Genomic DNA, 12225 nt, shown 5'->3' with positions numbered 1-12225 from the left:
CGGGCGTCACTTCGCCGGGCGGCGCGCGTACACCTCGATCTCGATCTTCATCCGCGGGTCGGCGAGGCCGCACTCCATCATGGTGGCGGCCGGGCGGATCTCGCCGAAGCAGGCGCGCAGCACCGGCCAGCAGGGCTCGAAGTCCGCACGGTCGGGCAGCAGATAGCGCACACGCACCACGTCGGCGAAGCCGCACTCCGCCTCGGCCAGCGCCGCCCCGATGTTGCGCAGGCACTGCTCGGCCTGTTCCACCACGTCGTCCGCGATCGTCATGGTGGTGTAGTCGAACCCGGTGGTCCCGGACACATGCACCCAGTCGCCGTCGACCACGGCCCGGGCGTAACCGATCTGCTCCTCGAAGACCGAACCACCGAGGATCGCGCGTCGCTCCGTCATGGCCGGAACGCTAGGCGGCCGGGCACCGCCGCGTCCAGCGCGCTCAGCCGGGCGCGGTCATGCGCTGGGTGCCGACGACCGCCAGCAGCCGCAGGGCCTGCTCGGAGGACGAGCCGGGAACGGCGGTGTAGATGACCACCTGCTGGTCGCGGTCGGTCAGTTCCAGCGCGTCACAGGCGACGGTGACCGGTCCGACCAGCGGGTGCCGGAAGGTCTTGCTCAGCGTCGGCTCGGCGTCCACCTCGTGGGAGGCCCACAGCCGGGAGAACTCCTCGCTGCCGTTGCGCAGTTCCCGGATCAGGCCGGACACCTCGGGGTCGTCCGGGTAGCGGGCGGCGGCACCGCGCAGACGGCGCACCGCGTGCCGTGCGAAGGCGGCGGCGTCGGACACCCCGTACAGGCTCGGACCCTCGTCGTGCGGTCCCAGGAAGGCCCGGCGCGCCAGATTGCGGTCGCGGCGCGGCAGGGCGGAGAAGTCCTCCATGAGGGCGGCGGCCAGGTCGTTCCAGGCGAGCACCTCCAGGATGGCCGAGGTGACGAAGGCGGCGGATCCCGGCAGCCGGTGCACCAGGTCGAGGATGCTCTGCCGCACCTCGCGCGGGGGTCCGGGCGCGGCGCTCGGCGGGGCGCCCGCCAGCTCGTGCAGATGGCCGCGTTCGGCGTCGGTCAGCCGCAGGGCCCGGGCCAGGCCGGACAGCACCTCGCGCGAGGGGCGCGGGCCGCGGGCCTGTTCGAGGCGGGTGTAGTACTCGGCCGAGATGAACGCCAGCGCCGCCACCTCCTCGCGCCGCAGCCCCGGTGTGCGGCGGCGCGGTCCGACCGGCAGACCGACGTCGGCCGGTCCGATCCGCTCGCGCCTGCTGCGCAGGAAGGCGCCCAGTTCCACTCTGTCCACTCCGCCAGTGTGCCGCTGCCGCGGGCGGCCGATCCAGGTACACCTGGTGCCTGGACCGGCCCCGCCGGCGGGCGCAGGCTGCTTTCCATGAACCACACACAGGAAACCGCCGCATACCAGACCGCCCCGGCCGGGCTGCTGGCCGGGAAGGTCGCCTTCGTCACCGGGGCCGGGCGGGGCATCGGGGCCGCGGCGGCGCGGCTGTTCGCCCGGGAGGGCGCCCGGGTGCTGCTCGCGGCCCGGACGGAGGACCAGCTCAAGGCGGTGAGTGAGGAGATCCGGGCGGCGGGCGGCACCGCGGACCACGTGGTGTGCGACCTGGCGGACGCGACGAGCGTGCGCGCCGCCGTGGACCGCGTCGTGGACCGGTACGGCCGTCTCGACATCGCCTTCAACAACGGTGCGACGCTCCAGCACCCCGGACCCCTGGACCAGGTCCCGGAGGAGGACTTCGACCGGGTCTACTCGGTGAACCTGAAGGGCGTCTGGCTGGCCATGGCCGCCGAGGTCGCGGCCATCCGGGCCACTGCCAGGACCGGCGCCATCGTCAACAACTCGTCGGTGGGCAGCCTGCGGGCCAACGCCGAACTTCCCGTCTACGGCGCGATGAAGCGGGCGGTCAACAGCCTGACCGCGTCGGCCGCCGCGACCTACGGCCCGGAGGGCATCCGCGTGAACGCCATCGCGCCGGGCTTCACGCTGACCGAGATGACCCGGGCCTGGGAGGCGCAGTCGCCGGGGATCCGGGAGCGGGCCGCGGCGGGGAGCCCGCTGCGCCGGGCGGCCGCCCCCGAGGAGGTGGCCGAGGCGGCGGCGTGGCTGCTGAGCGACCGGGCCTCCTTCGTGACCGGCACGGTGCTGCGGGTCGACGGCGGCGCCCTGGCCTGAACCGCGTCCGGGCCAGGGCGGCCGGCTACCGCGTCAGCCGAGGCCGAGGGCGCTCATGGTGCGCTCGGCCATGCGCTGCTCACCGAGCGCGTTGGGGTGGACGGGCACGACGTTCGTCCCGAACAGCAGCGGCTCGATCCACCGGGTGCCCGCGGGCCGGCACGCGTCGTGCCCGTCGGACGCCTGGGAGAAGTCCACGAAGGTGGCCCCGGCCTCGGTGGCGGCGCGCTGCACGACGGAGTTGAGGTGAGCCTGGAGAGCGCGCAGGTACGGCACGTCCCCGGAGGCGATCGGCAGCTTGACGAAGCAGGACGGGTCGGCGGTGGCCGGCACGATCCACGGGTAACCCAACACCGCCACCCGGGCGTTGGGTGCCTTGGCCTTGACGGCCAGCAGCGCGCTCTTCAGCGCCGGGTAGGTGTTGGCGTCGATCGCGTCGTCGAAGGAACTGCCGTACTTGTCCTTGCAGGGGCTGCCCTGGCCGGCGCTCAGCACACCCGCGGTGCCGCAGTCCACGATGGCGTTGAGGAAGGTGCTGTTGTCGTTGCCGCCGATGGTCAGGGTGACCAGGTCGGTGCCGGAGTTCACCGCGTCCACCTGCGGCGCGACACCCGGGTACTGGGACTGGGTGAAGTCCTTGGTCTGCGCGCCGCCACAGGTGACGTCCGTCAGCCGGGCGCCCGTGGCGGCGGCGATGACGTGCGGGTAGTTCACGGTCGACCGCATACAGAGCAGATTGCTCGCGTCGACGGGCAGCACGCCCGAGCCGGCGCTGTAACTGTCCCCCAGGGCCGCGTAGTCGAGGGGCGTCGAGGCCTGGGCGGGGGCGGCGGTGAGGCCGAGGGCCAGGGCGCCGGCGAGGGCGGACGCCGCGGCGACGACACGGCGCAGAGCAGGTCTGATCATGGGGCGTGCTCCCTCTTCTTGGTGCCGCCCGGGCGGGGAACCCGGCGCGGCGGACAGGGCGGAACCCGAAGCGGGCTGCTGGTGCGCGAGGACGCGGCGGCTCGCAGCGGTGGGGGTGGGTCGGCCGTCGAAGCGTGGGCGAACGGGGGGTTACCGCTAGGTAATGTGAAGTCACCCGGGCGGCGAGTCAACCTTATTGACAGAAATTCTTGAAACGCCCACAAGACACGGCCGTCAACTCACCCGTTCGGCAACGGATGTCGACACCCCCGGCTCGGTGGTGGACTGCCGTGGCGTCCGGCGGTGGAATCGGGTCATGACAGACAAGTCGCACACCGCTGCTCCGGGGAACGCCGCCGGTCCCGCCGTCTCGGTGGTCGGGCCGGGCGAGGGCGAGACGATCACGCTGGGCACCATCCGGCTGCGCATCCTGGAGGACGGCAGCACCACCGGGCACCGGCTCGGGCTCGCCGAGACCACCCTCGCGCCGCACTGCGAGGGACCGCCGCAGCACCGGCACGCCCAGCACGACGAGGGCTTCTACGTCGTCTCCGGCACCGTGCGGTTCACGGTCGGCGACCGCACGCACGACGCGGGCGCGGGCACGCTCGTGATGGTCCCGCCCGGTGCCCCGCACACCTTCGCCAACCCGACCGCCGAACCGGCCGTCATGGTCAGCACGTTCACCCCCGATCTGTACGTGCAGTACTTCAGGGACCTGCGGGACATGATCGCCGCGGGCCAGGAGCCCACCCCCGAGGCGGACGCCCGGGTGATGCGCCGTTACGGCACCGAACCCGTCACCGGGGCCGCCCGGGAACCGGGCGACGGATAGGGCTTGCCCACGCCGCCGGCTGGTGGCAAGATCCCTTCAGCTCGAACAGCGGTATCCCACACATCACTTCTCCACGAAGGACTGAGGTCCATGGTCACGGCGTCCCGCAGCGGCCGCCGTCGGCACTGAGCCCTGCCCGCACGGCAGCGCGCTCCCGTGTCGTTCGTCTCTTCCCACGGCGGCCCGACGACGCGGTGTCCAGCACACCGCCGCCTCGCTCACCGAGTCGTTCACCCGTCTGTCCGGCCACCCGGCCCCCGCGGCCCCGATCCGCCGCCGAGGGTTCCGGGCGCCTTCACCGTGAGGTCCTTCCCACCGTGCACACCGATGTCCAGAGCTTTGCCGTCGCCCATCTCCTGCGCCGCCCCGCGGCGCACCGGGTCGGCCCCTTCGTCGCCGGGTTCGACCCGGCCACGACCAGCCCGTACGTCAACTACGCCACTCCCGTCCCCGGTGCCGAGCCGACCGCCCGGGACGTGACCGAGCTGATCGCCGCGTTCCATGCCCGCGCGCTCACGCCCCGGCTCGAATTCGCGCCGGACGCCGCCCCGGGCGTGGAGTCCGCGCTCCGCCGCGCGGGTTTCGCCACCGAGGCGGAGCACGAGTACCTGGTCTGCACCCCCGCGACGCTCACCGTCCCGCACTCTTCGCCGGAGCCCGGGCCGAGGCCGGGCGACGAGCCGGTGCCGTGGCCCCGGGTGGAGGCGCCGGCCACCGAGGCGGACTACGTCGCGCTCGACACCGCGCTGGCGGAGGCCTTCGGCGGCGCGTGGGCGCCGTCCCCCGAGGGGGCGGCCCGGCTGCGGCGCACCGCCGAGGGCGGCGGCGCCGTCCGCTTCGTCCGCGCGCCGGACGGCGGCTGCGCGGGCGGCGCCCTGTGTTCGGCGCCCGCCGAGGGAACCGCGGAACTCGCGGGCGTCGGCACCCTGCCCGCCCACCGCGGCCGGGGCATCGCGGCCGCGGTCACCGCGAGCCTCGCCGAGGCGCTGTTCGCCCGCGGCGCCCGGTCCGTGTGGCTGGAGTACTCGGGCGAGGGCTCGCGCCGGGTGTACGAACGCGTGGGCTTCCGGACCGGCGGGAGGCGCCTGTATCTGACGCTCGAAGGGTGACGGGTCACCCGCCGCCCTCCCCCGGCGACGGGTTCTCCGCGACGAACCGGCGGATCTCGCCGGTGGGGGCGGCGGGTTTGTCCAGCGGGACGAGGGTGCGGGCGCCGGGGATCTCCGCGTAGCGGGAGTTCGGAAGGAGTGCGGCCAGCCGGCGGCCGGTGGCCGGTGGCCGGTGGCCGGTGGCCGGTGGCCGGTGGCCGGTGGCCGGTGGCCGGTGGCCGGTGGCCGGTGGCATCATGCGGTCCTCGGCACCCAGGCGACCAGGGCCGGGCGGCTGAAGGAGGACAGGTTGCCGTGGGCCGACACCAGGACGGGGCCGTCGCCCCCGGTGTCCACGCAGTCGATCGTCCCCGCGCTGCGCTCGGTCTCCGGCATGTCCGCGCCTCCGCCCGGCCGGCCTCGCCGCCGACCCGTTCCGGCCGTCAGGTGACTTGACAGAACACGGCCACCGCCGAGGCGTTCACCGCCGCCGCGGACACGCTCCTGGAACCGGACGTCGCCGACCCGTGCCCCATCGCCACGGTCGACCTGGAGGTGGCGAGCACCAACGAGACGCCGCGGCAGGCCCCTTCGGAGGTGTCCGACAGCTCGATCGAGCGACTCGGCGCGTACTACGCGGCGGGCGGCATCCCCGGCCCCGCCGCCCGCGAGACGGCCGCCTCGGTCATCGCTCTCCTGGAGGGCGCCTTCGTGCTCGCCCGCGCCGCCCGCGGCACCGCGCCGGTCTTGCCGGCGAGCGCGGCGGCCGCGGCGGTCGTCCGGGCGGCGGTGCCCGAGGGGTGAGCGGCGGGCCGGGCGACGGTGCCGTCCGCCTCCCGCGTCCGGGGCGGGAGCGCCGGCCGTGCGGCAACTCGGTGGGCGCGGTGGCCCGTTGCCGACGGCGGCAGACTTATTGACGCTGCATACCGGCGATGATTCACTCCGTGGCTGAGAGCGCTCTCTCGCGGTTGGGGACCAGCCGCGGTCCGTTTGCCCACCATGTTCAGGGAGAGCCGTGTCCGTGATTCCCTCTCGTCGTGCCGTGCTCCGCGGTGCCGCCGCGGCTGTCGCGGCGGTGCCGCTGGCCGGTGCGACCGCAGGATCCGCCTTCGCCTCGTCCGCCGCCCCGGACGGCCCCGGCGCCGCAGGCCACGGGACGGCCGGTCTGGGTCCGAACGTCCTGGTCTTCGACCCGTCGATGGGCGACGCGGCGATCCAGGCACAGATCGACGCCGTGTTCGCCGTCCAGCAGTCCAACCAGTTCGGCACCGAGCGGTACGCCCTGGCGTTCAAGCCGGGCACGTACCGCGTCGAGGTCAACGTCGGCTTCTACACCCACGTCCTGGGACTCGGCGACAGCCCCGAGGACGTCGTGATCAACGGTCATGTCACCGTCGACGCCCAGTGGTTCGGCGGCAACGGCACCCAGGACTTCTGGCGGGCCGCGGAGAACCTGACCATCGTGCCGCCGGACGGCCTGGACCGCTGGGCCGTCGCCCAGGCCGGGCCGATGCGCCGCGTCCACGTCAAGGGCGACATGATCCTGATGCCGAGCCCGCCCGGCAACGGGTGGTCCAGCGGCGGCTTCCTGGCCGACAGCGTGGTGGACGGCCGGATCGACTCGGGCTCGCAGCAGCAGTGGCTGTCGCGCAACGACACCATCGGCGGCTGGACCGGCGCCAACTGGAACATGGTCTTCGTCGGTGTCCAGGGCGCCCCCGCCACCTCCTTCCCGACCCCGCCCTACACGACCGTGGACCGCACCCCGGTGGTCCGCGAGAAGCCGTTCCTGACCGTGGACCGGCACGGGGCGTACCACGTCTTCGTGCCCGCGCTGCGCCGCGACAGCACCGGCACCTCGTGGTCCGGCGGGCCGGCCGCCGGACACAGCGTCCCGCTGACCGCGTTCCACGTCGCGCGGCCGGGCGACTCCGCCGCGAGCATCAACGCGGCGCTCGACCGCGGCAAGCACCTCCTGCTCACCCCGGGCGTCTATCCGCTGTCCGCGCCGCTGCGGGTGTCCCGGCCCGGCACCGTCGTCCTCGGCCTCGGTCTGGCCACCCTCCAGGCCGTCCAGGGCACCTCGCTGATCGAGGTCGCCGACGTCGGTGACGTCTCCGTGGCCGGCGTGATCCTGGAGGCCGCCTCCGCGCACTCCCCCGTGCTGCTGCGGGTCGGCGACGGCCGCTCCCGCAAGAGCCACGCGGACCGGCCCACCGCGCTCTTCGACGTCTTCCCCCGCATCGGCGGCGCCGTCCCCGGCGGCACCGACGTCAGCATCCGGATCGACAGCAACGACGTGCTCGTCGACCACGTCTGGGCCTGGCGCGCCGACCACGGCCTCGACGGCACGGTCGGCTGGTCGGTCAACCCCGCGGGCGTCGGTTTCCTGGTCGACGGCGACCGGGTCACCGCCTACGGCCTGTTCGTCGAGCACCACCAGAACTACGAGGTGCTCTGGAACGGCGAACAGGGCCGCACCTACTTCTTCCAGAACGAGCACCCGTACGACGTCCCCGCGCAGTCGGCCTGGAAGCACGGCGGCACCAACGGCTTCGCCGCCTACAAGGTCGGCGACCACGTGACCCGCCACCACGCGTGGGGACTGGGCAGCTACGCCTACTTCGACCTCGGCGCGGACATCTACACCGACCGCGCCTACGAGGTGCCCGACACCCCGGGAGTCGTCCTGACCTCGCTGATGACCGTCTGCCTCAACGGCGCGGGCGGCGGCGGCATCCTGCACTGTGTCAACGACACGGGTGATCCCGTCCAGAACGGCTTCGCGACCTACGACATGAAGTCGTACTCGAACGGCGTCGGCGTGGTCTGACCCGGCCCGGCCCGGCCGGCGGACGTCGCCGGCCGGGCGGCCTCCTCCGCGGGGCCGCCCGGCCGTTCACAGCTGCCGTCGCACCCCCGCCTCGCGCTCCGCCTGTTCCAGCTGGTGGCCGAGGTCGCCCTGGAGGGAGGTGCGGGCCCTGCCGCGGCGGCCCAGGGGGAGGACGGTGCGCTGGGTGGTGTCCTCCAGGAGCAACGCGAAGCCGCCGTACAGGGCGAAGGCGGCGAGCAGGACGCCGACCCAGCCGGCCGCGGTCTGCACGCCGGGTCCGGCGCCGGCCTGGTGGATGCCGGTCAGTGTGAAGCGACCCGCGCCGATCAGCAGCAGCACCCCGAGCAGCGGCTTGCCGGGGAGCGCCGCGAGGAAGAGCAGCACCATCAGCGGGGCCACACACAGCTCGAACACCGCGAGGCTCGCGCTGGGCCGGCCCGGCGGCCCGAGCAGGGTGACCAGCGAGGTGCCCGCCCAGGTGGCGCTCAGCACGCACAGCGCGCAGGCCGCTCCGCCGTCGCGGGCGAGGAAGGCGAAGATGCCGGCGAGCAGTTCCAGCGGCACCACGAAGACCAGGGTCAGCAGCATCAGCGCCGGTGTCTGGGCGAGCGGCACCCACTGCAGCTGCTGCACGGACAGCAGGACGCTGCCGGTGCCGAAGGCGAAGAAGCCCAGCGGCAGGCTGCTGGCGAGCGGCCTGAGCATGATCCGCGTCAGGGCCTCGGGCCGCGGTGGCCCGCTGGTCGCGTCGTACGTCCCCGCTGCTGGTGGCGGCATCCGGATCACCCCGTCCCTCGGGCCTCGTGCCGGGCGTGTACGTCACGGAGTACCCGCCGCGGGCCGGGGCGTCTCCTGGCGCCGCCGGGGGCCGCACCGGGGTTCTGTCGCGGGGCCGACCCGGAATTGTCCTTGATCGGTAACAGCGGGATCCCCCGCCTCCCGCCCACCGTCCTGCCAGATGCACAGGGAATCGAACACGGCGAGAAAGCTGGGGGCGGACATGGCGCGGCACGCGGGGCGGGGATGGTACGGCCGGGTGATCGGAGCGGCGGTCGGGGTCACGGCGGTGACGGCCGCCGCCTCGGTGTGGACCGCGCAGGCGGGCCAGACCCCGAGCGCCCCGGCCCACCGCACCGCCCCGAAGACGGTGGCGGTGTCCCCCGTCATCGCCCACTCCTCCGACGCGGGCGCGCACGCCGTCAACATCACCATCGACGACGGCCCCGACCCGACCTGGACCCCGCAGGTGCTCCAGGTGCTGCGGGAGAACGGTGTGAAGGCCACGTTCTGCATGGTCGGCCCCCAGGCGCAGGCGCACCCGGACATGGTCAAGCAGGTCGTGGCCGCCGGGCACCGGCTGTGCGACCACACGGTCTCGCACGACACCGGGATGGACCACAAGTCCGAGTCGTACCAGTCGCAGCAGATCCTGGACGCCGAGAAGCAGATCACCGAGGCGTCCGGGGGCGTGCGGCCGATGTACTACCGGGCGCCGGGCGGGGCGTTCACGCCGTACAGCCGGACGCTCGCGGCCTCGCACGGGATGCGGCCGCTGGGCTGGAACGCCGACTCCAAGGACTTCGAACGGCCGGGCACCGACGCCATCGTCAGCACCGTCAAGAGCGAGCTGGCCAACGGTCCCACCCTGCTCTTCCACGACGCGGGCGGCGACCGCTCCCAGACCGTGGCCGCGCTGCGCATCCTGCTGCCGTGGCTGAAGCAGCAGGGGTACGCCTTCGGTTTCCCGGTGCGCTGAACGGGACTTCACCGGCCGAGGCCACGGGCCGGTGAACCCAGGGAGAATTCTCGGCCACCGAACACCCCGGACGGGTGTTCGGTTCCCTCCGGGTGTCTACGATGAGGCCGTCCCGCGGGCGAGCGGATCCGCCGCGCGGACAGCTGCGTACGTCGTCCGGAAAGGCTCAGCATGCCGTTGCCCCGCCTCGGCACGCGGTCGGAACGTCTCCGGACGGCACCGGCCGTGTTCCTCGTCCTCGCCGTGCTCCTCGCGGTGGCGGCCCTCTTCCACGCGGACGCCGAGCCCGTCCGGACCACCGGTTCCGGGCACATCGTCGTGGAGGTCTCCGAGAGCCGCTGCGGCCGCGGCTGGACCCGCCCGGAGCCCGGCGTGCGGACCTTCGACCTGCACAACACCTCCGACGGCGCCGCCGAGGTGTATCTGGAGGACCCGGGCACCAAGGTGGTGTACGGCGAGGTGGAGGGCATCGGCCCCGGGACCACACGGCAGTTGACCGTCCGGGTGGGCCAAGGCGCGTACGCGTTCATGTGCGTGCCCGACGACGCCGACGCCGTCACCGGGCCCACCGTCCACGTCACCGGCGGGCGGCGCGGTCCGGGCGCCGCCCCGGTCACCGGGCACGATCTGATCCCGCCGGCGCTCGACTACCAGAAGTGGGTGGGCGGCGGGCTGTCCGAGGCGGTACGGCTGTCGACGGCGCTCCGGGACGCGATCGACCGCGGGGACCTCGGCGCCGCCCGCGCGGCCTGGCTGCCGGCCCACCTCCAGTACGAACGGCTCGGGGCCGCGTACGACGCCTTCGGCGACGCGGACGCGAAGATCAACGGCACCGACGCCGGTCTGACGCGGGGCGTGCGCGACCCGGGCTTCACCGGGTTCCACCGCATCGAGTACGGGCTGTGGCACGACGAGCCCGCCGACGCTCTGCGGGCCCCGGCGGCCGCGCTGGTCAAGGCCCTCTCCGAGCTGCGGGACGACTGGGCGCAGACCCGGATGGACCCCGCCCAGCTGGGGCTGCGCGCACACGAGATCCTGGAGAACACCGTGCAGTTCGAGCTGACCGGCCGCACCGACTACGGCAGCGGCAGCAATCTCGCCACCGCCCGCGCCAACCTCGACGGCACCCGCGAGGTGCTGTCCCGGCTGCGCCCGCTGCTCATCGGCCGGTATGCCGATCTGCCGCGCCTGGACCAGGAGTTGACGCGCGCCGGGCACATGCTGGACGGGTTCCGGCAGCACGGCGAGTGGACCCCGCTGGACCGACTGACCCGCGCCCAGCGGGAGCGGACCGACTCCGTGCTCGGCGGCCTCGTGGAGCGGCTGGCGTCGGTGGCGACCCTGTGCGACCCCCGGAGGACCGTGTGAGCACCGACCGAACCCATGGCCTCGCCCGGCGCGGCTTCCTGCGCGGCGCCGCCCTCGCGGGCGCGGGCCTCGCCGGCAGCGCCGCGGCCCCCGTCGCCGCCGAGCCCGGGGCGACGAACGCCGTCGCGCCCTTCCACGGCCCGCACCAGGCCTCGGCGATCGCGGCCCCACGCCGCTCCTGCGTGTTCGCCGCGCTGGACGTGACCGCCGAGAGCCGCGCCGAACTCACCGATCTGCTGCGCACGTTGACCGACCGGGCCCGGCTGCTCACCACCGGCGGCACTCCGGCCCCGCAGGGCATCACCGGGCCGCCCGCCGACTCGGGCATCCTGGGCGACCGGTTGCCCGGCGGGGAGCTGGCGGTGACGGTCGGCGTCGGCGCCTCGCTGTTCGACGACCGGTTCGGGCTCTCCGCGCGCAGGCCCGCCCGGCTGACCGCCATGCCCGCTTTCCCCGACGACGACCTCGACCCCGCGTGGTGCCACGGCGACCTCAGTCTCCAACTGCACGCCGACGACCCGGACACCGCGCTGCACGCGCTGCGCGACATCACCCGGCACACCCGGGGCGCCGCGCAGGTCCGCTGGCGCCTCGACGGCTTCTCCAGCCCGCCGCGGCCGGCCGGCACCCCGCGCAACCTGCTGGGGTTCAAGGACGGCACCGCCAACCCGGACCCGGACAGCGCCCGCGAGATGGACCGGTTGATCTGGGTGGGCCGCGGCCGGGGCGAGCCGGAGTGGGCCGTCGGCGGCAGTTACCAGGTCGTCCGGCTGATCCGGATGCTCGTGGAGTTCTGGGACCGGGTGTCGCTGGCCGAGCAGGAACGGATGATCGGCCGTTCCCGCTCCTCCGGCGCTCCGCTGGACGGCGACCGCGAACACGACGCGCCGCGGTATGCGGACGACCCCAAGGGCGACGTCATCCCCCTGGACGCGCACATCCGGCTGGCCAACCCGCGCACCCCGGCCACGGCCCGCCAGCGCCTGCTGCGCCGCGCCTACAACTACGACCGGGGCATGGACGCCAACGGCAACCTCGACATGGGCCTGCTGTTCTGCTGCTACCAGCAGGACGTGGTCCGGCAGTTCGAGACCGTGCAGCACCGGCTGGCCGGTGAGCCGCTGACCGACTACATCAGTCCGTTCGGCGGCGGCTACTTCTTCGCGCTGCCCGGGGTCCGCGATGCCCAGGACTGGTACGGGCGCGCCCTGTTGGGATGAACCTGTCCGGACAACTCGGCGGTCCCCTTGGTCAACACAC

At 74.0% G+C, this 12225-nt stretch carries 14 protein-coding genes; 8 read left to right on the top strand and 6 right to left on the bottom strand.

What is annotated here, in order from left to right:
* Positions 1-6 precede the first annotated feature (6 nt).
* Complete coding sequence (locus HZZ00_RS15445; protein ID WP_180332720.1) at positions 7-396, bottom strand: RidA family protein; 390 nt, start codon at positions 394-396, stop codon at positions 7-9.
* Positions 397-439: 43 nt separating this feature from the next.
* A complete protein-coding gene (locus HZZ00_RS15440) occupies positions 440-1291 on the bottom strand; it encodes a helix-turn-helix transcriptional regulator (protein WP_180332719.1) in 852 nt (283 codons plus the stop codon).
* Positions 1292-1378: 87 nt separating this feature from the next.
* On the opposite strand from HZZ00_RS15440, the gene HZZ00_RS15435 reads away from it, so the two are divergent.
* Positions 1379-2179 carry an SDR family NAD(P)-dependent oxidoreductase gene (locus HZZ00_RS15435; RefSeq protein WP_180332718.1) on the top strand — a complete coding sequence of 267 codons (801 nt, stop codon included), beginning with the start codon at positions 1379-1381 and terminating at the stop codon, positions 2177-2179.
* Positions 2180-2212: 33 nt separating this feature from the next.
* Here HZZ00_RS15435 and HZZ00_RS15430 read toward each other — a convergent pair whose 3' ends face one another.
* Positions 2213-3085 (bottom strand): SGNH/GDSL hydrolase family protein, encoded by an 873-nt coding sequence (locus HZZ00_RS15430; RefSeq protein ID WP_180332717.1) that lies wholly within the window; start codon positions 3083-3085, stop codon positions 2213-2215.
* A 316-nt stretch (positions 3086-3401) separates the two neighbouring features.
* On the opposite strand from HZZ00_RS15430, the gene HZZ00_RS15425 reads away from it, so the two are divergent.
* Together HZZ00_RS15425 and HZZ00_RS15420 are read left to right on the top strand one after the other, a co-directional pair.
* On the top strand, positions 3402-3920 hold the full coding sequence (locus tag HZZ00_RS15425; protein ID WP_180332716.1) for a cupin domain-containing protein: 519 nt from the start codon (positions 3402-3404) through the stop codon (positions 3918-3920).
* A gap of 317 nt (positions 3921-4237) precedes the next feature.
* Positions 4238-5029 carry a GNAT family N-acetyltransferase gene (locus tag HZZ00_RS15420; protein ID WP_180332715.1) on the top strand — a complete coding sequence of 264 codons (792 nt, stop codon included), beginning with the start codon at positions 4238-4240 and terminating at the stop codon, positions 5027-5029.
* Positions 5030-5033: 4 nt separating this feature from the next.
* Here HZZ00_RS15420 and HZZ00_RS15415 read toward each other — a convergent pair whose 3' ends face one another.
* Both HZZ00_RS15415 and HZZ00_RS38345 read right to left on the bottom strand, forming a co-directional pair.
* Positions 5034-5267, bottom strand: a complete 234-nt coding sequence (locus HZZ00_RS15415) for an alpha/beta fold hydrolase (RefSeq protein WP_257585818.1) — start codon at positions 5265-5267, stop codon at positions 5034-5036.
* Positions 5264-5404 carry a hypothetical protein gene (locus HZZ00_RS38345; protein ID WP_180332714.1) on the bottom strand — a complete coding sequence of 47 codons (141 nt, stop codon included), beginning with the start codon at positions 5402-5404 and terminating at the stop codon, positions 5264-5266. The genes HZZ00_RS15415 and HZZ00_RS38345 overlap by 4 nt, the downstream gene beginning before the upstream one ends.
* A 108-nt stretch (positions 5405-5512) precedes the next feature.
* Between HZZ00_RS38345 and HZZ00_RS15405 the strand changes: the two genes are divergently transcribed.
* Entirely contained in the window at positions 5513-5812 is a 300-nt protein-coding gene (locus tag HZZ00_RS15405; protein WP_374028549.1) for a hypothetical protein, read from the top strand.
* 211 nt (positions 5813-6023) lie between these two features.
* Complete coding sequence (locus HZZ00_RS15400; RefSeq protein WP_257585817.1) at positions 6024-7841, top strand: adenylyl cyclase; 1818 nt, start codon at positions 6024-6026, stop codon at positions 7839-7841.
* A gap of 66 nt (positions 7842-7907) precedes the next feature.
* Here HZZ00_RS15400 and HZZ00_RS15395 read toward each other — a convergent pair whose 3' ends face one another.
* Positions 7908-8618, bottom strand: coding sequence for an acetate uptake transporter family protein (locus HZZ00_RS15395; RefSeq protein WP_180332712.1), 711 nt, complete (start codon positions 8616-8618; stop codon positions 7908-7910).
* Positions 8619-8841: 223 nt separating this feature from the next.
* Here HZZ00_RS15395 and HZZ00_RS15390 point away from each other — a divergent pair, with 223 nt between their 5' ends.
* From HZZ00_RS15390 to efeB, 3 genes are all read left to right on the top strand, one after another.
* Positions 8842-9597 carry a polysaccharide deacetylase family protein gene (locus HZZ00_RS15390; RefSeq protein WP_074990640.1) on the top strand — a complete coding sequence of 252 codons (756 nt, stop codon included), beginning with the start codon at positions 8842-8844 and terminating at the stop codon, positions 9595-9597.
* Positions 9598-9768: 171 nt separating this feature from the next.
* A complete protein-coding gene (locus tag HZZ00_RS15385) occupies positions 9769-10965 on the top strand; it encodes an EfeM/EfeO family lipoprotein (RefSeq protein WP_180332711.1) in 1197 nt (398 codons plus the stop codon).
* Positions 10962-12185 (top strand): iron uptake transporter deferrochelatase/peroxidase subunit, encoded by a 1224-nt coding sequence (gene efeB / locus HZZ00_RS15380; protein WP_180332710.1) that lies wholly within the window; start codon positions 10962-10964, stop codon positions 12183-12185. Before HZZ00_RS15385 ends, efeB begins: the two co-directional genes overlap by 4 nt.
* Positions 12186-12225 lie beyond the last annotated feature (40 nt).

The sequence above is a fragment of the Streptomyces sp. NEAU-sy36 genome, from assembly GCF_013423905.1.
GTDB classification, from domain to species: Bacteria; Actinomycetota; Actinomycetes; order Streptomycetales; family Streptomycetaceae; genus Streptomyces; species Streptomyces misionensis.
The sequence above is the reverse complement of the archived record's forward strand: the minus strand, read 5'-3'. Positions and strand labels throughout refer to the sequence as shown.

Coding starts and splice junctions, on each gene's coding strand:
- HZZ00_RS15445 (WP_180332720.1), bottom strand. CDS start 396: ATGACGGAGCGACGCGCGATCCTCGGTGGTTCGGTCTTCGAGGAGCAG.
- HZZ00_RS15435 (WP_180332718.1), top strand. CDS start 1,379: ATGAACCACACACAGGAAACCGCCGCATACCAGACCGCCCCGGCCGGG.
- HZZ00_RS15430 (WP_180332717.1), bottom strand. CDS start 3,085: ATGATCAGACCTGCTCTGCGCCGTGTCGTCGCCGCGGCGTCCGCCCTC.
- HZZ00_RS15425 (WP_180332716.1), top strand. CDS start 3,402: ATGACAGACAAGTCGCACACCGCTGCTCCGGGGAACGCCGCCGGTCCC.
- HZZ00_RS15415 (WP_257585818.1), bottom strand. CDS start 5,267: ATGATGCCACCGGCCACCGGCCACCGGCCACCGGCCACCGGCCACCGG.
- HZZ00_RS38345 (WP_180332714.1), bottom strand. CDS start 5,404: ATGCCGGAGACCGAGCGCAGCGCGGGGACGATCGACTGCGTGGACACC.
- HZZ00_RS15395 (WP_180332712.1), bottom strand. CDS start 8,618: ATGCCGCCACCAGCAGCGGGGACGTACGACGCGACCAGCGGGCCACCG.
- HZZ00_RS15390 (WP_074990640.1), top strand. CDS start 8,842: ATGGCGCGGCACGCGGGGCGGGGATGGTACGGCCGGGTGATCGGAGCG.
- HZZ00_RS15385 (WP_180332711.1), top strand. CDS start 9,769: ATGCCGTTGCCCCGCCTCGGCACGCGGTCGGAACGTCTCCGGACGGCA.